We start from the raw sequence: 24,219 nt of genomic DNA on the forward strand, positions 1-24,219 counted from the left end.
CCCTTCCACAATCAGTGAGCTAGTAATATATTTCCCAAAAAGAGTGATAAAGTATCAATCAATTTAACCAGTACTGGAATTGATTACCAAATTATTATCTACCGCCATTAAATTTTATTTGCGATCGCAAGTTAGTCATGTAGAAGATTTACAAGTAAAGATCGGCGGCAAAAATCGCCAAATTCTCCAGGGTTACATTCCTGAAGTTTTTTTAAGCTGTCAGAAGGTTGTTTATCAAGGGTTGTATTTACAACAGGTGAAACTACATGGTACTGATATTGCTTTCAATTTACCAGAAGTATTGAAAAAGAAACCATTAAGACTCCAGGAAGCAATAATTGTTCGAGTTGAATTGGTTTTGGATGCTAGAGATCTTTCGGCTTCAATTGATTCTAGTTTGTTACAAAGTGGCTTAACAGATTTGTGGAAAATTGTTTTAGCAGCAGATAAACCAGCCTCGAAGAATTTGGGATTAACTAATTCTAATCTTAAATGGAATAATATCGCGATCGCAGATCGAGAACTCAATTTCTCAGGGGTATATCAAGATAACATGGGTAACGAGCATAAATTTAACTTAGCTACGGGAGTAAGTTTAGCTAACAGTCATACTCTCTGTTTATCTCCTTTAAGAATTAGTAATGACTCAGATGTTGGTAACGAACTAATAGAGAAGCTAGAAATTGATTTGGGTAACGATGTCAAGATTGAAGAATTGATTATTCAATCCCAGCAAATATTATGTTGGGGACATATAACAGTTAATAATGGATAATTGTCCATTATTAAGTACTAGTAACTAGATCGATCACCCTAATTGCCTTCATGGATTTCAATTATACGACCATTTAACGGTTGAAGAGGTCTAGCATTATAAGGATGGATACTTTCAAAATTTTCTATTTGTTCGAGGGATAATTCTATTGGCTCTAAGAAAAGTTTCCACCTTACTTCTTCAGTACAGGGAGGAATCGTTAACGATCCATCATAAGTAATAAATGTTCTATCGTCTGGTAACAAGTCAGCAATATTAATAGTAATACTATTACCTTGGGTTGCTTCAGTATTTTTGGGTATGGCATCCCAAATACTAGCAATTACACTATTCTCTTCTCCTGGATCCATCAATACTCCCACTACAGCCAGTTTTCCTGCTTCATTTCGATGAACAAGATGAAGTTCCATAGCTGAAGTTCTATTTTCGACTCCATGCTCGCTGGGAGTATGAAAATGAAACTGTATTAACTCAAAAACTTCCTTATCAACACGAAGAAAGTTGCCTGGCTCATAAAGTGCTTCAATAGTATGACCATTATCTATGACTTGAGCTTTACTGGGCTGATAGTCAAATTCAATCTCAATTGGTTCGGCTTCTTCAACAATACTCACATCAACAGGAGACTGATTTCGCCCCAATTCACAGGATTGAAATTCCTCTGAAAGCTCTCCCCATTGTGTAGGATTAGCGGCACCTCCATATCCCCAGTGAGGTTCATTTTCTTCTGTTAAAGAGATACGAGGATTGAAAGTAATTGCTGAGAAAACAGCTAAAAAAACAGAACTTATTATAAACTGATATCGCCACAGTCTGCTATTTTTCATTGATTTATCTACTCGATATATAATAGGTGAATTAACTCTACTATTTAATATGTCTCAAATAGATATTTTATGTATTTATATGTAAGAGGAATAAGGCAAAATCTAACGCTTCCTGGGGAGTGGATATTTTAGATTCTATTTGTGCTATTTGAATTTCGGTTAATAGAGTGCCAATCATAGGAGAAGGCTTAAGATTTAGTTTCCCGATTAAATCGTTTCCTGTTACTAAAGATTGGGGATGTGCCACTAGATCTTCTGGGTTGAGATAGCGTTCAATCAAAGGATTTAGTAAATCTAAAGATACCCCTGTTGCGATCGCTCTTACCATCAAGATGGGAAAGATATCCTTAACATCTAAAAACCAGAAATATTGCTCCCGCAAACTTATCTGGTTAGTCATTATTTGCAAGCAAGGCAAGTGCTTAACTGTTTTAGCTACGGCTTTGATTTCACTACGAGAATATTTTAGTCGAGCGACTTCTGCTTCTGCTGCAACTTCGTCTGTAGATACCAAGGTAGCTAGTTTACTTAAAATCGATAATTCGGGCTGATTTAAACCTAAATTAGAACAAACCTCGATCGCATTTTCTACCCGATCTAATTGTTTGATTTTATCAGTATCTATATTAGGCAACCAAAACTGCAATAAACCATCTTCTTGTGCCGCTGCCAGCCATTTATTCCCTTGAGAAGTAGTAAAGATATAATTTAATTCTGCCTGCACTCTTTCTGGTGCAATAGTTGATAACAGATTCGCGCGATCGCAAATAGCTTTTCGGGTATTTGATTCAATATTAAAATCTAGTTGTGCTGCCTGACGATACGCTCTTAATAACCTTAAAGGATCGTCTTCTAAATTAGTAGGAGAAATCATCCTCAAAACTCTTTGTTCGAGATCTGCTACACCATCAAAAGGATCGATTAACTGTTGGGATGAAACATTATAAGCGATCGCATTAATCGTAAAATCTCTTCGCTTGAGATCGGTTACTAAACTATCTCCTTCCTGTCGAGCAAAATCCAAAGTACCTTGAGGAAAAACCACCCGCGCAATTTCTCTTTCTTTATCTAAAATAACAAACCCTACACCATAAAAATTCGCAATATCTTTCGCTGTAGAAATTGTATTTTCTGGCAAGACAAAATCAAGATCTAACGGTGTCTTATAGCGTTGTAATAAAGCATCCCTTACCGATCCGCCAACTAAATAAGCCGAGGTAGGTAATTGATTCATATCCCAAGGAAAATCAAGGGATGATAAATATAACTTTATTTGTTCGACGCTCATATACTTTGGAGTCTTTGTTAAATTAATAATTAAAGCACGAAGCCACAGTTGAAAAATTATGTGTATTTGTATTAACTGCCAATATGTCGATCGCTGTCAAACTTATAATGCAGTAGAAACTCAGCACCAACAACCCCACCTAACGGAAGATCCTACCTTTGAACCAGTCGAACCTACGATTAACGTCAACATTCGCACAGAGAGCGAAACAATAGAAATGGAGTGGGATGTAGTAGGCTGCAATAGTTTTGTTGAAGAAACTGGAAAATGGGCTAAATTACGTCCAGGAATGGCTATACCTACGTGATTAAGGATAGAAGATAAAAAAGAAATCCAGATTAAGTATTAAGTAGGTGTATTGCAGCTTACTTCTAGCAATTGACAGTTCTGATTGCTTTACGTCAAGATAATAAGGAAAGTTAATCTTTGTTAAGACGTTGAATGTCATTAGAATTTTTTAGTTTAGATACTCTGCAAGAAATTGCACGTCTTTATGGTTATTGGACTGTTTTTGGCGGAATTGCTCTAGAAAACATGGGTATTCCTCTCCCTGGGGAAACCATTGTCATTGTGGGTGGTTTTTTGGCGGGTAGTGGTGAATTAAACTACTGGCTAGTATTGGGTAGTGCGATCGCTGGCGCAGTATTGGGGGATAATTTTGGTTATTGGGTTGGTAGAGTCGGCGGTTGGCAACTTTTAGTTAAAGTTGGTAGTATTTTTCGCATCCAAGAACAACAATTAGAACAAGCAAAAGATCGCTACAGTCAGAATGCTGCTCAAGCTGTATTTTGGGGACGCTTTGTAACTATTTTAAGAATTTTTGCAGGACCTTTAGCAGGTATTACAAAGATGCCCTATAAGCAATTTTTATTATATAATTTTGGCGGTGCTGCGGTGTGGTCTACTACTATCGTTAGTCTGGCTTATTTTTTAGGTAAAGTTGTTACTTTAGAAGAGATTGTCGGCTGGGTAACTCGATTTGGTATAGTTGCTCTACTAATTATTATCGTCGGTTTTGTCGCTTGGGAATACAGACAAAAGAAATTATTTTCTAAAGAATAATTCAAACAAAATATTTAACTAGCGCAGACAATTTTTGGTTTGATTTTTAGAATATCATTGCGTTCAAACAAAATACTAATACCCAGAAAAGTTCTATCTTCACCGTAAACAACAATATAATCTCCCTCATTTAAAGTAGATATTCGATCTGTAGCAATAGCTTCTGATAAATCTACTAATTGACCCTGACACCAAAGTTTAACTGATTCTTGAGTCAAGGTTGCACTGCCTAGGTGATGGAGAATATGACTGGGTTCAATCAAACTAAAATTTTTTTCTGCTAACTGGCGTTCAATGTCGTCAAAAGTGATGCTGTTGTTGAGATGCATTCCACAACTTTCGGTACGAATCAAACTCGCCAAAGTTCCACCAACTCCCAACATTTTTCCCAGATCGCGAGCGATCGCTCTAATATAAGTACCAGGACTACATTCAATATCCACTTCTAGTTCATAAAATTCTGAACAGTCGATATTGATTAATTCAATTTTAGTAATAGTTATAGTTCTGGGTTCGACAACAACTTCTTCCCCTTTTCTCGCCAATTGATAGAGTTTTTTACCATTTTTTTTAATAGCACTATAGATTGGTGGAATTTGCTCGATTGTGCCAACAAACCTATCCAAGCTATTGACAATTAGAGTTGAGTCCAAATCGACTCGATCTACACTTTCAATTACCTCTCCTTCTAGATCGTCGGTAGTAGTAGTTAATCCTAAGCGAATACAAGCACGATACGCTTTGGGTTCGGGCAGAAATTGTAGCAATCTTGTTGCTTTGCCAACTGCTATGGGCAATACTCCTGTAGCAGCAGGATCTAAAGTACCTCCGTGTCCAATTTTTCTGGTATTTAATAATTTTCGTAATTTGGCAATGCAATCGTGGGATGTAAACCCCGCAGGTTTATTCAAATTTATTAAGCCAAACATTTAATTAACGATCCTTAAAATGATTACCTGATTATGATTAGATAGGGCAATCCTGTCTGAATATTTTATTTTATAGTCATCCCGTAACATTTTTTGATTAATGAGAAATGTAAAAAAATATACTTTATCTGTTAATAAATTATGTGAAGTGAGCTAACATTGATCGTATCAAGTTCAAGTAAAGTTTGAGTAAAGTTGGAGTAAAGTAACCTACCTCAAGTAAAGATTTTGGCGATCTCTATGAGAAGTTTGTAGGTAAATTTTTTCCTAATTCCATTGATTTAAAGCTACCAGTGTTGAATGAAAACCAACTCCCAATTCAAGCAATATCACCTACAAGTTAATACAGAATTAGAAGCTCTCAAAGAAGTATTGCAATGGTTTGAAGGTCTAGTTTTCCCCCTTGTTCCCCAGAAAATGGGCTGGCAATGTGAGGTTGCACTAGTGGAAGCATTTACTAATGCAGTCCGTCACGCTCATTGTAATTTACCCCAGAGTACTCCTATCGATCTTGAAGTGGAACTGTTGCCAAATTTCTTAGAAATGAGAATTTGGGATCGAGGGCGATCTTTTGACCTTGATGCGAAGCTCCTCAAAGGAGAACAAGAAGCTGGTTCTATGGATAAAGAGGGTGGTAGAGGATTGCAATTTATCAAGAAACTAACTGATGAACTACAATACCTCAACCTACCCAACCATCGTAACTGCTTGGTGATGCGTAAAAAATACGCTAGCAGCATCTAAATTTCATCAAAGGCTCGTTCGATCAATCGCCTGGCTAAGGTTTGGGTGCCTGTATGTTCGTAGTAATTAGTAGACATATCAATGAACGCTGCAACATAGTCTAATTTATTATCAGAAAATTCTAAAAAGCCCTGTAGATTATTCATGACTTTTTGAGGATCTAAATTTTTACTAGCTACAAAGTCCGACATCCAGCCTTTAACCGAATCAAAGCTTTCGCCGATAAAGTCAAGTTTACCTTTGGTATTGCCCCCTGGTATTGACTCCTCTACCTCTTTAAAAGTCGAGTTCGATTCTAAGTCTTTGGGGCCAATTCCACTCAGGGTTGACTGTGCCTTGAGTAGAAAATCAGGACCTAAAGGAATCAAACCATCGACACAGACTAGTGCAGCCATCCGCATTAAAGATTCTCCACTATAGTCGCTTAACGCGCCTACGAAATCACCAATACTGTCTCCAGGAATGCCGTTAATTTGGCAAAATGCTACTAGCTCTACAACTAGTTTAATGGAAAGATCCAAAGCCTGAGCTTTATCGGGATTAGGTGTCACCCTAGTAAGCAAACCTCCGACTAAAGGAATCTTATTACCTACCTTATTTGCCAATGCAGCCGTGCCTAAAGCCTTGTCGGTGCGATCTACGGTTTGATAGAGCCACATTGCACGACGATATCCTTGAGACTTATCGTTATATAACCATACTGCTCGATCGCCGATCTGCTGGATCAAATCTTCGTCATCCTCTCCTGTCACCTTCCGAATTGTATTCACAAACCCGACGGTGTTTTCCCACTCACCAGGGACAATATTGTCCAGGGAATTTAGCATCATCGTGGTGAGGTTTTTTTCTGGCAGATTATCTACCAATTCAAAAATAGAGTCACTCACTGCTTGCTCCTTAAATTTTAAATTTATGATTTTTTAGTTGACTGAAGATTTTATTTCAGTTTAGATAATCCTCGCAGATCGAATTTACCAAGCCATTCCTCGCGATCGCTTTCGGAAAAGCTAGAATCTTTAGAGCGAATTTTAACTTGATAGCGATCTCCTACTAGTACCGCGGTTGCAGTACTTCCTTGGGCTACTGCGGGAAAGCCGTTAATTTTATCGGTACTACTTTGGTATTTATCGACAGTAATAGTATTATTCAATACGTCTGAAATAGATAATATAGCGATTTCTTGGCCATCTTTTTTTAATTTAGCCTGGGCAAAACCTTTTTTCTCTTGAGAATAAATGCGATCGTAACCGTTGCCACTATCGGGAAAATAGCGATTAAAACTCCCCCCAGACTGGGAGTTGTCTACTACCGCAGTTGCCCCTTTGCTAGTGCTTTCTTGTTGCGCTCCGTCAAAACGAGAAGGAGCTTGTTGCGCGCAGGATGTTAATAGTAAGCAGCTGGTTAAAAAAAAAGCTACTAAGAATTTACGTAAACCAATCATGTTTAGTTCGTTGACATAAGTTACCTAGTTTTATTGTCGGACGTTATCCCAACAAAACTGACGAAATTTAGTAAATCTTTTTATCCTCTTTCCTTGTGCCTTGTTTAAACGCCATCATTTGTCCCAAAAAAGGCAGCCCAACTACAGCAGGCATAAAGTAACGAGAAGTGCATAAAAAACCTAAAGCTGCACCAGTTGCTTCATTAAAGTAGTCTTGATAAAAATAAATAATGGCTGCATCCCGCGTGCCAATTCCCGCAAAAGTGAGGGGTAACAATCCTGCCAGGATGGATAGGGGAGACAAAGCCAAGCTAACAATTAAAGGGACAACAGCTTTTAGGGCTAAAATAAAGAGCCAAATTTGTAATAGATGCAAAAACCAAATAAAAACTGAAGTGATAGTAACTAGCAATAAATTTTGTTTGTTATGCCAAAATAACCCGTGCATTTCTGCCCAAGCAGATTGCATTTTTTCTAGTTTGGTTTTAATTGATTTAGGGGCAAATTTTGTAGCGGAGTTGAAAAATAGATTGGCAAATCTTTGAGAGCTTAATAATAAGATACCTAAAACCAATCCACTAGCTATGCCAACAGTCATGATCCAAAATAAACTATCTTTAGCTGGATATAAAATCAAACCGAAAACACACCACAATAATAGAGAGAGCAAATCGCAAGCCTTTTCAAAAATAGAAATTGCGATCGCTAAACTAAGACTGAGATCAGAACCCTCTGCCATAAAGTAAGCCTTGGCAAGATCTCCCATTTTCGAGGGTAAAACCATATTCAAGACACTCGCACCCAAAATTAAACGATTTGCTTCCCATAAACTCAAACTATCCCTGGGTACTAGCTGTTGTAGTCGCCAAGCAGTAGTTATTGTGATGGGAATCACCATCAATAAAGCGATCGCCAAGATCCCAAGATCACAGTTTCTCCAGACTGCCATCAGATTGACGAGATCGATTTTTGCATAAATAAAGAATAAGATTGCAACGCTAACAACTAGAGAAATAAACCGTTTTAAATTCATAAAGAGCGATCGCCTTAATATATTGCTACTTTTGACTTTTAGGTAGTATGGAGGATAATCTCAATTTTCTTGTTGAAATTTATAAAACTACAAATTGCTACCAAACTAATGAGAGAAAAATATACAGCCTTGCCTATGTTTAAATCCTGGCTTGATAAGGGAAAACAGCATTTTAATCGTATCCCAATTTTAATTTGGTTAAATGCTATTACTGTTGTATTCCTCAGCATATTGAGCCTTTATGCTCGAATTAGAAGCAAGGGGGCAGGGATTGAAAGTCTGTTTAGCGATCCTTTTTATATTGGTATCTTCTATTTAGGCTGGTTTACCAGCATCTCGGAAATAATGTGGTGTTCGTCGATCGCTATTTGTATTTTTTCTGGGATCTTACTTCCTTCATCCAACCGTCAATTTAAGATCTTTTTATTTGGCAGTAGTTTGGTGATGTTGCTACTTTTTTTTGATGATCGCTTTCGCTCGACTTTGATCTTGTGCGCTTTTTTTGGTACTTGTAAAGTAGTCAAATTAGGCGTATATTCCTTCTATGGTTTAATAATCATTTTCTATGCCTGGTTATTCCGCCATACTATTCGCCAAACTCCCTATATTCCTCTGTTAGTATCCTTTTGTTTGTTTGGTTTCTCTAGTGCGATCGACATTACTCCCATTAGCAGTCGCGGTATTCATGCCATGTTAGAAGATGGGACAAAATTAATCGGCTTAATCAATCTCACTATTTATTTTTGGTGGATCTGTCACCAAGAAATTAGCAAGAATTTAAGAAAATAATTTTATCTTTTAACTCCCACACCTTATTTTCGCTCGCCCGAGTGTCAACATAAATCCAATTGATAGATTTCTCGTCGCGATAGGTTGGTGGATTTAGCTAATTGACGACTGGCTTGCGATCGCGTCATGCCACTCTCTAGCAACTGTTGTAATTCTACTTTAAGCTCTTCTTCTGACATAATTAGATTACTCTCTTTTGCACCTTGAAGCACTAAGGTATATTCTCCTTTTGGTTGGCGTTGAGCATATAAAGCGATCGCAAGTTGCAGATTTCCCCGCCAAAACTCTTCGTGCATTTTGGTTAATTCCCGCGCTAAAACAATTTCTCGTTCTTCTCCTACTGCGGTAGCCAAATCTGTTAAGGTTTTAATTAGACGATGGGGTGCTTCGTATAAAACCACGGTTCGAGTTTCACTCCGTAACAATGCCAATCTTGCTTGACGCTCTTGTTCTTTTGTAGGTAGAAACCCTTCAAAAATAAATTTATCCGTTGGCAAGCCCGATGCAGCCAAGGCACTGATAACAGCTGTACCCCCAGGAATAGGAATAACAGGTATGGATAAAGCGATCGCAGCAGAAACTAATTTAACCCCAGGATCGGAAATACTAGGCATTCCTGCATCTGTCACGAGAGCTATATTGTGTCCTTGTTGCAATTTATTCGTCAACTCTTCAATGCGAGAATGGGGACTATGTTCGTGATAGCTAATTTGGGGAGTACTAATTTGGAGATGCTTTAACAATTTACCCGTGTGACGGGTATCTTCGGCAGCAATCAGATCGACTTCTGTTAGAATGCGAATAGCTCTGAGGGTAATATCTTCAAGATTACCAATGGGCGTACCGACTAAATAGAGCTTGCCTAATTCCAAAGTCATCATAGTTTACTGTTTACTTCTTGCGATCGATCAATCTGGCTTTTTTGCGGCGATCGCAAGTTGAATTTTGGGTATTTGTCTAATGCGATCGATCGCATCTACTACTAAACCATGTTCTACGGTTTTATCAGCATTAATAACTACAGTGGTTGTATCGCCACTTTGGATTAATTTCTCTATTTCCGTCTTTAGTTGTGATATTTGAGTTGCCTTACTGTCGATACTTAACTTACCCTCACTATCCAAACTAACGGTTATTTGTTTGGTTTTTTGTACTTCTGTAGTGCTGGCGCGGGGCAAATTGACGGGTAAACCTTCAGAACGAGTTAGATAAAGACTGGAGACAATAAAAAACACCAAAATTGCAAAGATCACATCGATCATTGGCAAAATATTGATTGTGGGTGGTAGATCGGGTTCTTCTAATAAACGCATAGCGATCGATTATCATTTATGTTGGCGAATTTTTTGTTATTCTAACCCTAATAAGAGATAAGGAATTTTGTTGGATTTTTTAGATTAATTTACTGTTTTGAATTCTCGGCAAGCTGATGATTCTATTTTGAACTTGTGGCAAGATTATGATTAAAGTCACAAGTTAGACCGATTAAATCTCTCTACTAGCTGCTAATAATTCTCTTGATTCTTGTTTGACCATACCCACCATAGCTGCCTGTTGCAAATCGATAAACGCTTCTAAATCTTCTAGTTCGTATTTGTCTTTTAACATATGACGCAGTTTTTCTTCTGCTTCTAAGGTCAAATACCCTGTATTTATAGCTTGTTTTACTATTTCACGTATAAGTTTCATAATTAATTATTAACTCCTGATTACTATATTCTTTTTGATAAAATCACTCTAGGCATATATAAATAAAATTAAATAAATTAAAAAAGTGAGCCAAGAACTTTAAAATGCTCTCCTATCGATCGATACGTTTATCTAATTATCATTAAAGTTTAATAAAAATTGAGTATTTTTCCTGTAACTTCGATCGCTCTACTGACAGTGCTAAGCTCACAAAGATAATTAATTCGTAAAGTAGTCGACAATTATCAGACGAGATGGTCAAACTTTAGTTTTACCTGTTGATCGGCTTGACTAGGATGACAAACTGTTTTTAAGCTACTTTTATAAAGTAATTTTAAGAAACATCAAGATCCCTTGAAAATACGTATAAACGCAAATTAGTTTATATAAACCTCAGTCTTACCCGTAATTTTACTTACTATTATGCCTTGTACTTCATAAAATCGGGAAATAAATACATATAAAGATATTAAGCAACTATTAATTTTTAAGAGAAAAACCCCCATCATTCATGACAGGGGCATTTTAAGTAAGATTGACATATTCCCAAGACAGGTGCAGAATATGGGATTCCCAAAAAAATAATGGACAAATTACTTCAAGATCTTGTCAAATCTAGATTTCAGCCAAAACTTCTTTCGCTACGGCGATAGTGCGGTCGATATCTTCGTCAGTATGAGCTAGAGAAGTAAAGCCAGCCTCAAATTGAGAAGGAGCGAGATAAACACCTCTTTCCAACATACCGCGATGAAAACGAGCAAATTTCTTCATATCTGAGGTTTGAGCATCATCATAGTTATGAACTTCATGACCAGTGAAAAACATACCAAACATGGCACTAATACTACCACCAGTCACTTCATGACCCGCTTCTTTGGCTGCGTTCAACAAGCCTTGAGATAGTTTTTTCGTAACGCGGTCTAATTGCTCGTAAGTACCAGGCTTACTCAACAATTCTAGGGTTTTAATTCCCGCAGTCATTGCTAAAGGATTTCCAGACAAAGTACCAGCTTGATACATAGGTCCTGCTGGGGCAACCATAGACATAATATCTGCACGCCCGCCATAAGCACCTACAGGCAAACCACCGCCGATGACTTTACCCAAAGTAGTCAAGTCTGGAGTTACGCCAAATCTTTCTTGCGCGCCACCGTAAGCAATGCGGAAACCAGTCATAACCTCATCAAAAATGAGCAACGCGCCATGTTCTTTCGTAATCTCGCGCAAGCCTTCAAGGAAACCCGCATCGGGGGTAACAAATCCAGAATTCCCGACTACTGGTTCTAAAATAACCCCTGCAATTTCGTCGGAGTTTTCAGCAAATAACTTTTTAACTGTTTCTAGGTCGTTATAGGGTGCTGTTAAAGTGTTGGCAGTAGTAGATTTAGGTACTCCAGGAGAATCAGGTAGACCGAGGGTTGCTACACCAGAACCAGCTTTCACGAGGAACATATCTGCATGACCGTGATAGCAGCCTTCAAATTTGAGGATTTTATCTCTGCCAGTAAATGCTCGCATCAAGCGCAAAACCGACATACAAGCTTCTGTACCAGAGTTGACGAAGCGCACTACATCAATACTGGGAACGGCATCGATTACCATTTCCGCTAAGACGTTCTCTAAAGCACAGGGCGCGCCAAAGCTAGTGCCTTTCTCTAAAGCTGCGTGTAAAGCCTCAATTACCACGGGGTTGGCATGACCGCAGATTGCAGGACCCCACGTACCGACATAATCTATATATTGGTTGCCATCGACATCCCAAATATAAGCACCTTTTACACGGTCAAATACAATAGGTTGACCGCCAACCGATTTAAAAGCTCTTACTGGCGAACTAACGCCACCAGGCATTAATTTTTGAGCGGCACTAAAAATTTCTTCTGATTTAGCTGTTTTAAAGGAAGTTGTAGAAACCAATATGTTCTCCTTTAATTAAAGTGAGTGTGTAAGTTAAAGTATCTTTAAAATAAAGATCTAAGTTTTAGTAAAGACGTATAAAGTCAATGACCTTTTATTATCCTACGGATGTTGAATCATAAATAGGTCACAATATGAAGATTTTTTAATTATTCGGTAGGGACGTTCTTACCAATGACTAATGACAAGCTAAACTGATCGATTTGCGATCGAGCAAGTTAAATTAAGCAGTTTGCCAGTTTACGTAAGGTAGTTTGGTAGCGGTGACTTTGACACTTTCGGCATTATTAACAAGCTGTCCGCAATTATCCCATGTGCCGTTGAGGAACATTTGGCGCGAACCTTCGTTCATTTGAACTGGAATAGAAAAGTTTTCGCTGGTTACTTCCATGTTGGATAAATCGACGGTAATTTCAGTTTGGGGATTTTCGTCAATTAAGGCTTGTAATTGTTTTACTTCTTCGGGGGAAGCAATGACACAAGGAACGCCAATAGCCACGCAATTACCAAAAAAGATCTCAGCAAAACTTTGACCGATAACTGCCTTTATTCCCCACTTAGATAGTGCTTGAGGGGCGTGTTCTCGGGATGAACCGCAGCCAAAATTGTTATTAGTAACTAAAATACTTGCACCCTGGCGATCGGGATTATCAAAAGGGTGTTCTCCATTGGATTGAATGCGATCGTCGGCAAAGGCGTGTTCTCCTAAACCGTCAAAAGTTACACAGCGTAAATAACGGGCGGGAATAATGCGATCTGTGTCGATATCATCTCCCATAACTGCGATCGCTTTTCCTGATAATGCTTTAACTTCACTCATAATTATATTAATTACTAATTTATGAATCTGATTCTAATCTTTGTTGCCACTCGCGATCGATTTTATCTCGATCTCTCAGATTTTGATCCAATAAATCGTCTTCGGTAGTGTAGGTAATATCTTTCTGTCCAATTATTTTTTGTCGAGCAAACTGACTGGCATAGGATATTTTTTGTTGTAGAGATTGACTGGGTTTTTTTAAAGCGATCGCTCTTTGTTCTCTAGCCTCATTGCGATTTGCTATTTTGGGGTTACGCCCTTTAATCCAAAAATAGCGCACTAAAGGAATTGAGAGATATAAAATTCCATAACTCAAGAGTAGCCAGAAAATTGATGCAGTAAACATTACCAGTGATTCGCCACTTTGTCCTGACATAATCTCCGCGATCGCACCATTTTGTAATAAAGATTGCAAAACAAAAGCGACAATAATATTTAATACTCCCAATCCCGCAGCCATAGTAATTTGATTACCGTTGGCTTGACTAAAAAGCCAGGGTTTTTCTTGCAAATAACCCATAGAAGAAATAGACTGAGTTCCTCTTTGGCTAGCCATCACTTGAAGTTCGGGGAAATAATAAACTATTTGACCTTGAGGAGATACTTCAGGATAGCCATTAAAGCGACTCAACACAGGAATCATGTAGTCTTCATCTTCATCTGCTTTGTCTACATAGGGGGCAATTTGCTCTCCTACCACTGCTCCTTTATGCGCGCGAATTACCGAACCAATAGCGGAATAACGGTTTTCTTCTAAATCTGCATTAGGATCGCCATCTCCAAAGAGAAAAGAAAACACTGATTCGAGAAAATTCATTTGGTAGTTACCCGATGTCTCTCTTCTGCGTTGAAGACGACGGCGATTGTAACCAGGATCGAACCACCAGAAAATATCGCCAATCCAGAAGCGAGGCATAAAGAAACCTCCCCCACCATAGCTGCGCCCTCTGCCACCTTCTCTTTCGTCATTACTAGAATTCATGGCAATGACAATGGCAATAATAGCAACCATCATCAATGCTATGGATGCTATTAAAACAATACCAAAAGAAATCCGAATAATGTAAAACAAGACTTTCCAGATTTTTGCCCAAGTTTGTTGCCAACGCAATTGCCAGTATTTATTGCGTAAAATCGACCTAAAATTCTTGGGAAATAAATAAACCACATCTCCTGAATCTGCTACCTGGAGATGCCCTCCAGCTTCGCTAGCCAAAGCCAACAACCCTTCTTGAGCAAAGTTAAGTTCTAGCCCTGCTTGCGCTGCTACGTCGCCTACCGTAACTCGATAGTCTAGCTTTTCAATGGACTTGAGAATTTTCGGGTTGGGGATCATTTCCGATTGAGGGGAAGGGTAATATTTACTTACATCCTATTCTATCTTTTCTTCATTGGAGATAGCATGAAGGGGTAGAGTCTTAGAAATTTTTTGGAGTAGGAATGGATGTTCTTACTTTTCAGTCTTTGCCTTCTCAATAGAATTTAATTCACACTAGACTTTATCTAATAAAAATCACTTGATTGCGATCGCTTAAAACATATTTGTTAGCTTTAAAGTTACGTTATCTTAGTAGATAAGCCAATAAAATTATCAATCATTAGCTATGAAAAAACTAGTGCTACTGTGCTTGTTTGTTTTGGGACTGGGGTTTTCTCTATTAAGTTTCAAAGGGTTAGCACAACAAGGAGAATTTAATTCCATTATTTTAGATTTTAAAGAAGAAGTCCCCATCGCTACAATTAGCGACGAAATTAAAGGGCTTTCTGATAAATATAATCAACAGGTTAATTTAAACAGCGTTTTTTCCATCAGCGATCGCATTTATATAGTAGAAGGAGATAAAAAAACTCTTAAAGAATTAAAGAAATCCCCTTTAAATAAAGATACAGAATATATAGAAGCCAACTATTTATATCATGCCCTAGAAGTTCCCAACGATCCTGAATACAGCAAACAGTGGAATTTCCGCAATATTAATCTTGAAAAAGCTTGGGATGAAACCAAAGGAGGAGGTATTACCGTTGCAGTAATTGACACGGGAGTAAGTAAAGTACCCGATCTCAAATTAACCAAGTTTGTTAAAGGTTATGACTTTGTCAATGATAAAGATGATGCTGGTGACGACCAAGGACACGGTACTCATGTAGCGGGGACAATTGCCCAATCTACCAATAATGGCTATGGTGTAGCGGGAATTGCCTACGAATCCAATATCATGCCCCTCAAAGTTCTTGCTGCTAGTGGTGGCGGGACGATTGCAGACATTGCCGAAGCGATCAAATTTGCCGCCGATAATGGTGCGGATGTGATCAACATGAGTTTAGGTGGTGGTGGTGCTAGTAGCATGATGGAAGAAGCAATTAAATACGCCCATAATAAAGGGGTGGTAATTGTGGCTGCTGCGGGTAATGAAAATCGTAACGCCTCTTCCTATCCCGCTCGCTATCCTGATGTTATCAGCGTTTCCGCGATCGACTCAGCAGGAGCAAAAGCCCCCTATTCTAACTTTGGTGCAGCTGTTGATATATCTGCCCCTGGAGGGAGTGAAACAGGCAAAATCATTCAAAATACCGTCGATCCTCGCACTGGGGAATCTGTGTTTGTCGGTTTCCAAGGTACTAGCATGGCAGCACCTCACGTTGCGGGTGTAGCAGCCTTAATTCGGGCGACGGGAATAGATAGCCCCGATCAAGTGCGAGATATCTTAAAACAATCTTCACGTAAAGTACAAGAAGATAGCCTCAACCATTTTGGTTCGGGATATCTTGATGCAGGTGCAGCAGTAGAATTAGCCCTCAAAGGCAAAATTACCTTCAATGATTTCTTCCGTTGGCTGCGTAAGAGTGGCTATCTCAACCTTGGTTTTTGGATCGATGGCGGTGCGGTAGCGTTATTACCCAAACTAGGAATGGTAATTGGTTCTTATTTACTAGCTTGGTTTTTACGCAACTATTTACCTTTTACACTGGGTTTAAATGGCGGTTTGATTTTTGGTAGTTCGGGTTTATTCTTCCTCCAAGGTTTATACTGGTTTGACCTCCCACAATGGCCCATGCGCCTAGCTGGTAGCTCTATTCCTGAATTAGGTAATGTAGTTTTGGGTAATAGTAGTCTCAATCCTTTATTTGCCAGTGTCTTGATTCCCTTGGGTTTAATTATCCTCCTCATTGGTAATCCTCGCCTTAAATGGTTTGCCATCGGCTCTAGTATTGGAGTAGCTGCTTGTTTGGCAGTTACAGCCTTCACCGAGCCAAATTTGTGGCTCTTTGGTACGGGATTATTTGCACAAGGATATTTGCTAATTAATGCTTGTCTCTGTGTTGGTTTGGCATATATAGCCAGCCAAAAGGAAACACAACGAGCATAATCATAAGATTGTGGGGCGTTTGGCGAAACGTCCCTAAAAGGTTCATATAAATAAAATGATCAAGATGAAAGTTATAGGCAAAATAGAAAAGAAGGGTTTTGGTTTTGGTGTTTGGACATTAGTCACAGATGACAATACAACCTACGAGTTAAAAGACTGCCCCCCAGAATTAGAACAAGAAGGAATCAAGGTAGAAATAGAAGGCAAAATCCGCGAAGATGTCATGACAATGGCAATGATTGGCAAGGTTTTAGAAGTTCAATCCCATGAAATTTTATAAAGATTAATTTTGTCTATGGAAAGGAAATTAGAAATAGAGCGAGAAAGCTCAACCTTGCTTCATGCCATTTTTAGATAAGGCTTTAAGGTTTGACGGAGCAAGTTAATATTATTCATAGGGTTTCTCTGAAAGTTTGGTTACTTTTCATGAAACCCTTTTTTTGTAACCTCTTTCAAGTTTTGTCCTGTACTTAGGGTTATTTATCCAAAAGTCTCAACTGATGATTGATTCTGCTTTGAATTATCTGTAATTCTCTAAGATTAGTAAATTCAGCCAAATCAAAGCAAGCTTGAATTCTTCTGAGAGTTTTCTCCAATTGTTTTGCCAGATATAAAGCCTGCTCGCTTACTTTATCCATCTGCTGTTGTTCGTAGACTGCCAAATTCTTACCTCTAAAAATTTGCACGGTGACTATTTCCTTTTGGTTTTCTACAGAGAAAGCTAGACGGAGTAAAATTCTTTCTTGCTGATAAAACCTTTCTAGAACAACTTTTTTAGGATGATTAGACATATCCAAGGGAATCTTTGCCATACGCTTGATTTCGTCAATCAAAGAGCAAAAAATTGGCAAAGGAACTTGTTTGAGAGAGGATTGGGGCGAATTTTTTTGTTGCGCCACAACACTACCGTAACTACTATGGCGAGTTAAATTAATTTCTTCGGTGTGATATTCAAAAGCTTGTTCTAATAGTTTTTGCCAAGATAGATTCGATTTTAATTCGTCTAAAAAATCAACTGATTGAAGCTCTTCTTTTTCCACTATTTGAGGAGAAACTTCTGCAATCAAATCGGAAATTTGTGCTTGAGCCAAGGCAATTTCTGATTCACTCTGAGAAATTTTGGAGGCTAATAATTCCGTAGTATTTTCAGCAATAATTGTCTGTTTGGTATCTAAATTGTTTGACTGCTGCTGATTTAAGAACTCTGGAGGAATTTCATAAAGGGTTGCTGTTTTATCTACTTCGGGTCTAGAAGGCTTAGATTTTTCTGAGGGAGATAGATCCAAATCTCTGAGAAAATCCAAGTCTGGGGGTAAATCTTCTAAACCTTGAAAACTATTATTTTCTGTGGAAGATAATTGTTCGTCAGATGGAGAAATAACTGTTGGTGCAGAATCAGCTAGTTTTCTGCTCGAAGCATTATTGATGGCAGAGTGTTTGCTAGGATCGAAAGCTTGATCGATAACTGTGGCATCGATTACGGTTTTTTGTCGATCGCCATTGCCATTTTGTCTGACTGGCTGGTTGGAATGTTGGGGATAGCTGGCAAGTATTATTTGAAGAGTTTGTGCATCAATTAGTCTCAGTTGTAAATTATATTTAAAGACCTTGGCAATAGAGTTGACAAACTTTAATGATTCTTCGTTACTGGGATCTAACATTCCCAGAACTAAATTATTGCTTTCTAAATTTAAAGGAAGAACTTGATAATGCCGACAAGAATCTACAGGAAAAACTGCATCAATTAGCTCGAGAATTTCTTTACTATTAGCAAGACAGTCAGCGAACATTGCTGCTGGAATATCGTCAGAATAGTGAGAGCTATTATTAAATTGAGACATTGTGCCGATTAAAAAAATAAATAATATTTAGTTGAAAACTTACGCTTTAAAATTTCTGATAGAAAATACTCATAACTACCACCGATAGTGCGGGACAATCTTAATTTACCCAAATCAAAGCAAAAGATTAGCAAATATATAAATATGGTTTGCTTTTTATTTTCTAGTTCTCGACAGGGTTAGTAGTTCTCGATTCGATCTAAAATAATTCCTCTAAGGACTTTTATAGATATTGATACAAATGACAGAAAAATCGCCGATTCCCGTAGTAGTTAATGGTGCTTTAGGTCAAATGGGTCGGGAAGTAATTAAAGCCGTATCCCAAGCTGAAGATATGATGTTGGTTGGTGCTGTAGACCTCAATCCCGAATACTTGGGTCAAGATATAGGAGAAATTATTGGTATTGGGGCGTTAGAAGTTCCCGTACTCAACGATTTACAAAGCGTTTTGGTTTTGGCTACTCAAGAAAAAGTCCAGGGGGTCATGGTAGATTTTACCCATCCCGATAGTGTATATGAAAATACTCGTAGTGCGATCGCCTATGGAGTTCGTCCCGTAATTGGTACGACAGGCTTGAGCGACAAACAACTCAAGGATTTGGAGGAATTTGCCGAAAAAGCCAGTACGGGTACGCTGATTATCCCTAATTTTTCTATTGGAATAGTCTTGCTCCAGCAAGCAGCAATTACTGCCTCTAAATATTTTGACCACGTAGAAATCATCGAACTTCATCACGATCGCAAAGCGGATGCTCCTAGCGGTACTGCGATTAAAACGGCTCAAATGCTAGGGGAAATGGGCAAACCCTTTAATCCGCCTAAAGTAGCATCAAAGGAGACTATGGCTGGTGCTAGAGGTGCTACGGCAGAGCAAAATATACCCATTCATAGTATTCGTTTGCCTGGTTTGATTGCTCACCAAGAAGTTTTATTTGGCTCTCCTGGAGAACTTTATACTCTCCGTCACGATACTAGCGATCGCTCTTGCTATATGCCTGGGGTATTACTCTCTATTCGGAAGGTGACTGAACTTAGATCTTTAGTTTATGGTTTAGAAAAAATAATTTAATTAAATTTTTTCATTAAAATTCAAATCCTATCAAGATTATTTTATGCTGAAGCCATTAACCAGAGAGAAATTAGAACAATTAGTTCCCTTGATTGCCACAGGACAACAGTATGCCTATTATTGGGGTAAATGGTCGGATTTGCTCAATCGATTGCTGATCTCAGTAGTAGCAATTGTGGTTATCCTGATTTTAGATCTGCTATTTGGCGATCGCGGGGAAGCGTTGATCTTTCTCGTTGGCGGTATTGCTGCGTTTTACTGGTTATGGCTTCCTGTCTATCAAGCGAGTCTCCGTAATGCTGCTAATCGTCGTTTTAAATATGGTGGCTTTTGGCGGGGTAAAGTTTTAGAAATATTTCTGACAGAAGAATTGATTGGAGAAGAAGAAACGGTCAATCAGCGAGGGGAATTAGTCATTCTGGAAAATCGCGAACGTTGGATCAACTTGGTATTAGGAGATGAAACTGGTTTTGAAGTTGAAGTTCAAGCTCCTCTCCAACGAATCTACAAAGGGATTAAACCAGGACAAACTGCTGAATTGCTCTTGCTTTCTAATAAGTCGGATTTGAGAGAGATCGATAAAATTTCTGATGCCTATATCCCCAGGCAAAATCTTTGGGTAGGACAATATCCTTATATCCAACGAGACGTTTTTCTAGAAGTCAGTCGTCAACTAGGGGGAATGACTCCCCCCAGAGTCAATCGCCGAACCCGCAACCCAAACATCAAGCGTCGCGATCGCTAAAATAATTAATCGTTATTGATAGTGGCTCGCCAAGCCAGATCTATCAGACCGTTAACAATGGCAGAAGCAACTGTTGCACCGCCTTTAGGACTATTAACATGGATAGTTGGAACAGAGGCTGATTTGAGGTATTCGCGAACATCTGGTGCGATCGATAAAGGAGCCGTTACAATCGCCAAACTGGGAAAGATTTCTTCGTTTTCGATCAACTCGACTAAGGTACTGGAGGCAAATCCATCTTGACCGATTACGAAAATACTCCTGGGGCGATCTTTGGCTAAACTTAACAAACCAAAAGCTGCTTTAGTTTTGCTAAAATCGACTTCTTTACCTGTTGTCCCACAGCAATAAACGGGATTGTGAAAAGTCTGCTGTAATTTGGGAACGATGGTGACTTGAATTGCTGGAACATCTACTATAATGGGCAAACCACCCGTTAAGGCATTAAAGCCTGAGGTTAGTGCATCTTCGGAAAATTCCAGTAGAGAATAATATTCAAAATCGGCAGTATGATAGATAACCTGACGAATGATTTCATATTGAGAGGGGGAAAGATCGCGCCGATTGTCTTCAATTTGATAATCTATACTGGCTAAAGACGAAGCGTTGGTAAAACGTATATCCATTTATTTTTAAGTTAATTTATCGCTAAATTTGATAATTTAGCGAAAATACAACTACTATTGTTGTGTAATATGTGCAAATCATCAATTGAAAGTTATAAGAAATCTAACGTAACTATAAAAACCTGAAATAGATACAAAAGTTCAGATAAAGTTATAGCTACCTATGATGCGATCGCGTGAGGAATCAAAGAGATGAAGATTTTGGTACTAGCTTGGGAATTTCCTCCCCGTATAGTAGGAGGAATTGCTCGTCATGTGGCAGAGCTATATCCCGAAATTGTCAAACTGGGATATGAAATCCATCTTCTTACCGTCGAGTTTGGCTCTGCTCCCAAATATGAAATGGTAGAAGGTATTCATCTATATCGTTGTTCGGTGGCTCATGGTAATGACTTTTTCCATTGGGTTGTCAATATGAACGAAAGTATGGGCAAACTTGGTGGCGAACTTTTAAGCAAACATGATGACTTTGAATTAATTCACGCTCACGATTGGCTCGTGGCAGACGCTGCTTTGGCTCTCAAAAATAATTTTAAATTGCCTTTAGTAGCCACAATTCACGCCACAGAGTATGGTCGTTATAACGGCATTCACAACCTCAAACAGCAATATATCAATGGCAAAGAAAAACTATTAGCTCATGAGGCTTGGCGAATCATTGTCTGTAGTCAATATATGCGCCAAGAAATACAAAGAGTTTTTCAATCTCCAGCAGATAAAATTGATGTTGTCTACAATGGGATTCGTCCTGAAAAAAAACATCACGATCGCAACTTTGATCGCCAGAAATTTCGCCGTCGTTTTGCCAACGATACGGAAAAAATCGTCTATTATGTAGGGCGCATGACCTATGAAAAAGGCATTTCTGTATTATTAAATGCAGCTCCTCAAATACTTTCAGCCATGAGTGGCAAAGTAAAATTTGTGATTATTGGTGGAGGAAATACCGAGCGTCTCAAGAGCCAGGCTTATAGTTTAAATATTGCCCAACAGTGCTACTTTACGGGTTTTATGTCCGATGCAGATTTGGATAAATTTCAAACCATTGCCGACTGTGCGGTTTTTCCCAGTTTGTACGAACCTTTTGGGATTGTTGCTCTAGAAAGTTTTGCAGCTAAAGTTCCTGTCGTGGTTTCAGATACAGGGGGTTTATCAGAAGTGGTATCCCATAATTATACGGGCATTGTAACCCGCGCTAACGATCCTCGTTCTTTAACCTGGGGCATATTGGAAGTGTTGAGCAACCCAGATCGCTGTCAATATTTAGTTAAAAACGCTTATAAATCTCTATCAGAGCGTTTTAATTGGTCAGATCTGGCACAAGAAACTATCGCAGTATACGAACGAATAGTCCAAGAGCGATCGCAAGTTAACTGGTGATTTTGTCCCACTAAGAACAATACATATTAACGATACATATTAATAAAAGGAGATTTATCTATCTCTTGGGGAAATAAATTGGCAAGGAAAAAATCTAATGTCGTAGATTTAATAAATCCTTGGAATACTGCCACGGTACCAAAGCGCACTCCTGTAGATCTTTGTTCTTCTAGGATGACTTCTATTTGCTCTTGATTGAGAATACCTGCTCGCTCAAAATAATATCCTATAGCATTTTTTTCTTGTTCCATGAGGACTTTTGACCAATCTCGAACAAAAAAGTCAGCAGTTTCGGGTTTGATCGAGCCACTCTTGGCTAAAATTTCACCAATACGCAAGTCGGGGTATTGTATTTGATTTGAAAGTGCTGTTTCTAGCTGAAAAGGAGATATCAAATCAGCTTCTTGCAAGATTTCACCTAGGGGTTTAGTTTTAATTGAAAGTATACGGCGCAGATCCGAATAAGATTGGGATGTTAAACGATAGAGAGAAGACATTTAAAAGTTAGTTAGTTAAAAATAATTATTGTATTGAAGTCTAGGAAAGTCAATCGATCCATATTCAATATTAAGGTCTGTTTTTCGAAAAATCTTCCGTAATTTTGCCAGATATTATTTAAAAGCAATCGACACTGGGGTAGCCAATTTTAAATTCAAAATTAACAATATTTTTTAAATGAGTAACAAAAAAGCTTTAGCCTATAAATTGCTCGATAATATAGAGCCAATTACTGATAATTGGATTGAAGCGATTAAACAGGACAAATTAATCAAAAGTTCTCGTAAGTTGACATTTACTTCGATTAAGGACCATCTCCCCGAACTATTAACGGTAATTTTTCGAGCTTTTGCCGGAGAAATAAATATCAAGCTAGATAATTGCGATCAAGATCGAGGAGAAAGCCATGGTTTTTCGAGAGCAATCCAAAATTTTGATACTGAAGAAATAGCCAGAGAATATTATCTGCTTAAAGAAATATTACTTCATCGATTGCAAGAAGATTTATTGGTTAGTTCTCCCCAAGAAATTATTGAAGCGATCGCAACTTTGAATCAAGTTATTGATGAGGTTATGGCAAACAGCTTTAAAAGCTATACTCAAAGACGATTAAATCAACTAGAAAACCTACATACCCAGTTGCTTTTAACCAATCAAGAATTAACCAGACTGATCGAAGATCATAGAGATAACTTATCTTATCTAACTCATGAAATCAAAAATCCTTTGACTTCAATTATTGGCTATTCGGACTTGTTTTTACGCCAGCAGCAAATTAAACCCCTTGCAAGTACGATTGATAACTTGGGACATATCGAACAAGTGCTGACTCAGGGACGAAAAATTCTGCGATTGGTTAACGATACATTAGAAATTTCTAGCTATAGCAAAGGTAAAATCAAACTGACGTCTCAGTCAGTAGATGTCTGTCAACTATTAGATAGCGTGGCGATTAGCTTAAAATCGGCTATAGAAGCCAAGGGTTTGCAATTAATTGCTAGTTGCACTCCCGAACCCTTAAAAATCCAGACTGATTCCCTACGACTCCAGCAAATTATTAGTAATTTGGTTAGTAATGCTATTCGCTATACAGCAACGGGAACTATCAAAGTACTTTGCCAGCAAATATCGAGCGATCGCTTTAAAATTGTCGTATCTGATACAGGTATAGGTATTTCCCAAGCAGATTATCAACGAATTTTCGAGCCTTATTTTCGCGTAACTCAGCCAGATCGCTGTGTTGTTCCTGAAGGAGTGGGCTTGGGGCTGGCAATTGTCTCCCAATTGGTAAAATTGCTAGGGGGAGAAATCCAACTAGAGTCAGAGATTAATGTCGGTTCAACTTTTGTAATTATTTTACCCATTACTTGATGGTTGA

26 protein-coding genes are annotated in these 24,219 nt (G+C 38.4%); 11 read left to right on the forward strand and 15 right to left on the reverse strand.

Features of this window, described 5'->3' with window-relative positions; genetic code table 11:
- The first annotated feature begins 79 nt into the window (after positions 1-79).
- Positions 80-775 (forward strand): LmeA family phospholipid-binding protein, encoded by a 696-nt coding sequence (locus tag I4641_RS03710; protein ID WP_229639118.1) that lies wholly within the window; start codon positions 80-82, stop codon positions 773-775.
- 38 nt (positions 776-813) lie between these two features.
- On the opposite strand, the gene I4641_RS03715 is transcribed toward I4641_RS03710, so the two are convergent.
- Complete coding sequence (locus I4641_RS03715; protein WP_229639119.1) at positions 814-1,602, reverse strand: carbonic anhydrase; 789 nt, start codon at positions 1,600-1,602, stop codon at positions 814-816.
- A gap of 67 nt (positions 1,603-1,669) precedes the next feature.
- On the reverse strand, positions 1,670-2,890 hold the full coding sequence (locus I4641_RS03720) for a CCA tRNA nucleotidyltransferase (RefSeq protein WP_229639120.1): 1,221 nt from the start codon (positions 2,888-2,890) through the stop codon (positions 1,670-1,672).
- A gap of 58 nt (positions 2,891-2,948) precedes the next feature.
- Here I4641_RS03720 and I4641_RS03725 point away from each other — a divergent pair, with 58 nt between their 5' ends.
- Together I4641_RS03725 and I4641_RS03730 are read left to right on the forward strand one after the other, a co-directional pair.
- Entirely contained in the window at positions 2,949-3,197 is a 249-nt protein-coding gene (locus I4641_RS03725) for a Ycf34 family protein (RefSeq protein WP_229639121.1), read from the forward strand.
- Between the two features lie 134 nt (positions 3,198-3,331).
- Entirely contained in the window at positions 3,332-3,952 is a 621-nt protein-coding gene (locus I4641_RS03730; RefSeq protein ID WP_229639122.1) for a DedA family protein, read from the forward strand.
- A gap of 14 nt (positions 3,953-3,966) precedes the next feature.
- Here I4641_RS03730 and truB read toward each other — a convergent pair whose 3' ends face one another.
- Positions 3,967-4,881, reverse strand: a complete 915-nt coding sequence (gene truB / locus I4641_RS03735) for a tRNA pseudouridine(55) synthase TruB (RefSeq protein WP_229639123.1) — start codon at positions 4,879-4,881, stop codon at positions 3,967-3,969.
- A gap of 300 nt (positions 4,882-5,181) precedes the next feature.
- On the opposite strand from truB, the gene I4641_RS03740 reads away from it, so the two are divergent.
- A complete protein-coding gene (locus I4641_RS03740; RefSeq protein WP_229639124.1) occupies positions 5,182-5,625 on the forward strand; it encodes an ATP-binding protein in 444 nt (147 codons plus the stop codon).
- Here I4641_RS03740 and I4641_RS03745 read toward each other — a convergent pair.
- The 3 genes from I4641_RS03745 to I4641_RS03755 form a co-directional block, all read right to left on the reverse strand.
- Positions 5,622-6,512, reverse strand: a complete 891-nt coding sequence (locus I4641_RS03745) for a hypothetical protein (protein WP_229639125.1) — start codon at positions 6,510-6,512, stop codon at positions 5,622-5,624. The genes I4641_RS03740 and I4641_RS03745 overlap by 4 nt on opposite strands.
- Before the next feature lie 50 nt (positions 6,513-6,562).
- Positions 6,563-7,066, reverse strand: a complete 504-nt coding sequence (locus tag I4641_RS03750; RefSeq protein ID WP_229639126.1) for a hypothetical protein — start codon at positions 7,064-7,066, stop codon at positions 6,563-6,565.
- 67 nt (positions 7,067-7,133) lie between these two features.
- Positions 7,134-8,099, reverse strand: a complete 966-nt coding sequence (locus I4641_RS03755) for a lysylphosphatidylglycerol synthase transmembrane domain-containing protein (protein ID WP_229639127.1) — start codon at positions 8,097-8,099, stop codon at positions 7,134-7,136.
- 69 nt (positions 8,100-8,168) lie between these two features.
- On the opposite strand from I4641_RS03755, the gene I4641_RS03760 reads away from it, so the two are divergent.
- Positions 8,169-8,888, forward strand: a complete 720-nt coding sequence (locus I4641_RS03760; RefSeq protein WP_229639128.1) for a DUF8692 domain-containing protein — start codon at positions 8,169-8,171, stop codon at positions 8,886-8,888.
- 44 nt (positions 8,889-8,932) lie between these two features.
- Here the strand turns inward: I4641_RS03760 and rsmI are convergent, their stop codons facing one another.
- The 6 genes from rsmI to I4641_RS03790 all read right to left on the reverse strand — a co-directional run bounded on the left by rsmI (position 8,933) and on the right by I4641_RS03790 (position 14,650).
- On the reverse strand, positions 8,933-9,769 hold the full coding sequence (gene rsmI / locus I4641_RS03765) for a 16S rRNA (cytidine(1402)-2'-O)-methyltransferase (protein ID WP_229639129.1): 837 nt from the start codon (positions 9,767-9,769) through the stop codon (positions 8,933-8,935).
- A gap of 27 nt (positions 9,770-9,796) precedes the next feature.
- Positions 9,797-10,201, reverse strand: coding sequence for an ExbD/TolR family protein (locus I4641_RS03770; protein WP_229639130.1), 405 nt, complete (start codon positions 10,199-10,201; stop codon positions 9,797-9,799).
- 172 nt (positions 10,202-10,373) lie between these two features.
- Positions 10,374-10,577 (reverse strand): hypothetical protein, encoded by a 204-nt coding sequence (locus I4641_RS03775; RefSeq protein WP_229639131.1) that lies wholly within the window; start codon positions 10,575-10,577, stop codon positions 10,374-10,376.
- A 615-nt stretch (positions 10,578-11,192) separates the two neighbouring features.
- Entirely contained in the window at positions 11,193-12,494 is a 1,302-nt protein-coding gene (gene hemL, locus I4641_RS03780; RefSeq protein WP_263858117.1) for a glutamate-1-semialdehyde 2,1-aminomutase, read from the reverse strand.
- 223 nt (positions 12,495-12,717) lie between these two features.
- On the reverse strand, positions 12,718-13,314 hold the full coding sequence (gene leuD / locus I4641_RS03785; RefSeq protein WP_229639132.1) for a 3-isopropylmalate dehydratase small subunit: 597 nt from the start codon (positions 13,312-13,314) through the stop codon (positions 12,718-12,720).
- A gap of 19 nt (positions 13,315-13,333) precedes the next feature.
- On the reverse strand, positions 13,334-14,650 hold the full coding sequence (locus I4641_RS03790; protein WP_229639133.1) for a hypothetical protein: 1,317 nt from the start codon (positions 14,648-14,650) through the stop codon (positions 13,334-13,336).
- Positions 14,651-14,918: 268 nt separating this feature from the next.
- On the opposite strand from I4641_RS03790, the gene I4641_RS03795 reads away from it, so the two are divergent.
- Together I4641_RS03795 and I4641_RS03800 are read left to right on the forward strand one after the other, a co-directional pair.
- Complete coding sequence (locus I4641_RS03795) at positions 14,919-16,682, forward strand: S8 family peptidase (protein ID WP_229639134.1); 1,764 nt, start codon at positions 14,919-14,921, stop codon at positions 16,680-16,682.
- Positions 16,683-16,746: 64 nt separating this feature from the next.
- A complete protein-coding gene (locus tag I4641_RS03800) occupies positions 16,747-16,962 on the forward strand; it encodes a hypothetical protein (protein WP_229639135.1) in 216 nt (71 codons plus the stop codon).
- A gap of 196 nt (positions 16,963-17,158) precedes the next feature.
- Here the strand turns inward: I4641_RS03800 and I4641_RS03805 are convergent, their stop codons facing one another.
- Positions 17,159-18,523, reverse strand: coding sequence for a GspE/PulE/PilB domain-containing protein (locus I4641_RS03805; RefSeq protein WP_229639136.1), 1,365 nt, complete (start codon positions 18,521-18,523; stop codon positions 17,159-17,161).
- A gap of 241 nt (positions 18,524-18,764) precedes the next feature.
- Between I4641_RS03805 and dapB the strand changes: the two genes are divergently transcribed.
- On the forward strand, positions 18,765-19,592 hold the full coding sequence (gene dapB / locus I4641_RS03810) for a 4-hydroxy-tetrahydrodipicolinate reductase (protein WP_229639137.1): 828 nt from the start codon (positions 18,765-18,767) through the stop codon (positions 19,590-19,592).
- A 43-nt stretch (positions 19,593-19,635) separates the two neighbouring features.
- Positions 19,636-20,337 (forward strand): DUF8619 family protein, encoded by a 702-nt coding sequence (locus tag I4641_RS03815; protein WP_229639138.1) that lies wholly within the window; start codon positions 19,636-19,638, stop codon positions 20,335-20,337.
- 5 nt (positions 20,338-20,342) lie between these two features.
- On the opposite strand, the gene I4641_RS03820 is transcribed toward I4641_RS03815, so the two are convergent.
- Complete coding sequence (locus I4641_RS03820) at positions 20,343-20,963, reverse strand: precorrin-8X methylmutase (RefSeq protein ID WP_229639139.1); 621 nt, start codon at positions 20,961-20,963, stop codon at positions 20,343-20,345.
- A gap of 192 nt (positions 20,964-21,155) precedes the next feature.
- Between I4641_RS03820 and I4641_RS03825 the strand changes: the two genes are divergently transcribed.
- Positions 21,156-22,343, forward strand: a complete 1,188-nt coding sequence (locus I4641_RS03825; protein ID WP_229639140.1) for a glycosyltransferase family 4 protein — start codon at positions 21,156-21,158, stop codon at positions 22,341-22,343.
- Positions 22,344-22,369: 26 nt separating this feature from the next.
- Here the strand turns inward: I4641_RS03825 and I4641_RS03830 are convergent, their stop codons facing one another.
- Positions 22,370-22,840: a cyclic di-GMP-binding domain-containing protein, MshE-related gene (locus I4641_RS03830; RefSeq protein ID WP_229639141.1), complete on the reverse strand. Its 471-nt coding sequence runs from the start codon at positions 22,838-22,840 to the stop codon at positions 22,370-22,372.
- Positions 22,841-23,018: 178 nt separating this feature from the next.
- Between I4641_RS03830 and I4641_RS03835 the strand changes: the two genes are divergently transcribed.
- Positions 23,019-24,212: a sensor histidine kinase gene (locus tag I4641_RS03835; RefSeq protein WP_229639142.1), complete on the forward strand. Its 1,194-nt coding sequence runs from the start codon at positions 23,019-23,021 to the stop codon at positions 24,210-24,212.
- Positions 24,213-24,219: the final 7 nt, after the last annotated feature.

Origin of the sequence: Waterburya agarophytonicola KI4 (assembly GCF_020640915.1) — a bacterium.
Classification (GTDB): Bacteria; Cyanobacteriota; Cyanobacteriia; order Cyanobacteriales; family Xenococcaceae; genus Waterburya; species Waterburya agarophytonicola.

Excerpts from the sequence above, each read along its gene's own strand:
- I4641_RS03715 (WP_229639119.1), bottom strand. The coding sequence starts at position 1,602 with ATGAAAAATAGCAGACTGTGGCGATATCAGTTTATAATAAGTTCTGTT.
- I4641_RS03720 (WP_229639120.1), bottom strand. The coding sequence starts at position 2,890 with ATGAGCGTCGAACAAATAAAGTTATATTTATCATCCCTTGATTTTCCT.
- I4641_RS03725 (WP_229639121.1), top strand. The coding sequence starts at position 2,949 with ATGTGTATTTGTATTAACTGCCAATATGTCGATCGCTGTCAAACTTAT.
- I4641_RS03730 (WP_229639122.1), top strand. The coding sequence starts at position 3,332 with ATGTCATTAGAATTTTTTAGTTTAGATACTCTGCAAGAAATTGCACGT.
- truB (WP_229639123.1), bottom strand. The coding sequence starts at position 4,881 with ATGTTTGGCTTAATAAATTTGAATAAACCTGCGGGGTTTACATCCCAC.
- I4641_RS03740 (WP_229639124.1), top strand. The coding sequence starts at position 5,182 with ATGAAAACCAACTCCCAATTCAAGCAATATCACCTACAAGTTAATACA.
- I4641_RS03750 (WP_229639126.1), bottom strand. The coding sequence starts at position 7,066 with ATGATTGGTTTACGTAAATTCTTAGTAGCTTTTTTTTTAACCAGCTGC.
- I4641_RS03755 (WP_229639127.1), bottom strand. The coding sequence starts at position 8,099 with ATGAATTTAAAACGGTTTATTTCTCTAGTTGTTAGCGTTGCAATCTTA.
- rsmI (WP_229639129.1), bottom strand. The coding sequence starts at position 9,769 with ATGATGACTTTGGAATTAGGCAAGCTCTATTTAGTCGGTACGCCCATT.
- I4641_RS03770 (WP_229639130.1), bottom strand. The coding sequence starts at position 10,201 with ATGCGTTTATTAGAAGAACCCGATCTACCACCCACAATCAATATTTTG.
- I4641_RS03775 (WP_229639131.1), bottom strand. The coding sequence starts at position 10,577 with ATGAAACTTATACGTGAAATAGTAAAACAAGCTATAAATACAGGGTAT.
- leuD (WP_229639132.1), bottom strand. The coding sequence starts at position 13,314 with ATGAGTGAAGTTAAAGCATTATCAGGAAAAGCGATCGCAGTTATGGGA.
- I4641_RS03790 (WP_229639133.1), bottom strand. The coding sequence starts at position 14,650 with ATGATCCCCAACCCGAAAATTCTCAAGTCCATTGAAAAGCTAGACTAT.
- I4641_RS03795 (WP_229639134.1), top strand. The coding sequence starts at position 14,919 with ATGAAAAAACTAGTGCTACTGTGCTTGTTTGTTTTGGGACTGGGGTTT.
- I4641_RS03800 (WP_229639135.1), top strand. The coding sequence starts at position 16,747 with ATGAAAGTTATAGGCAAAATAGAAAAGAAGGGTTTTGGTTTTGGTGTT.
- I4641_RS03805 (WP_229639136.1), bottom strand. The coding sequence starts at position 18,523 with ATGTCTCAATTTAATAATAGCTCTCACTATTCTGACGATATTCCAGCA.
- dapB (WP_229639137.1), top strand. The coding sequence starts at position 18,765 with ATGACAGAAAAATCGCCGATTCCCGTAGTAGTTAATGGTGCTTTAGGT.
- I4641_RS03815 (WP_229639138.1), top strand. The coding sequence starts at position 19,636 with ATGCTGAAGCCATTAACCAGAGAGAAATTAGAACAATTAGTTCCCTTG.
- I4641_RS03820 (WP_229639139.1), bottom strand. The coding sequence starts at position 20,963 with ATGGATATACGTTTTACCAACGCTTCGTCTTTAGCCAGTATAGATTAT.
- I4641_RS03825 (WP_229639140.1), top strand. The coding sequence starts at position 21,156 with ATGAAGATTTTGGTACTAGCTTGGGAATTTCCTCCCCGTATAGTAGGA.
- I4641_RS03830 (WP_229639141.1), bottom strand. The coding sequence starts at position 22,840 with ATGTCTTCTCTCTATCGTTTAACATCCCAATCTTATTCGGATCTGCGC.
- I4641_RS03835 (WP_229639142.1), top strand. The coding sequence starts at position 23,019 with ATGAGTAACAAAAAAGCTTTAGCCTATAAATTGCTCGATAATATAGAG.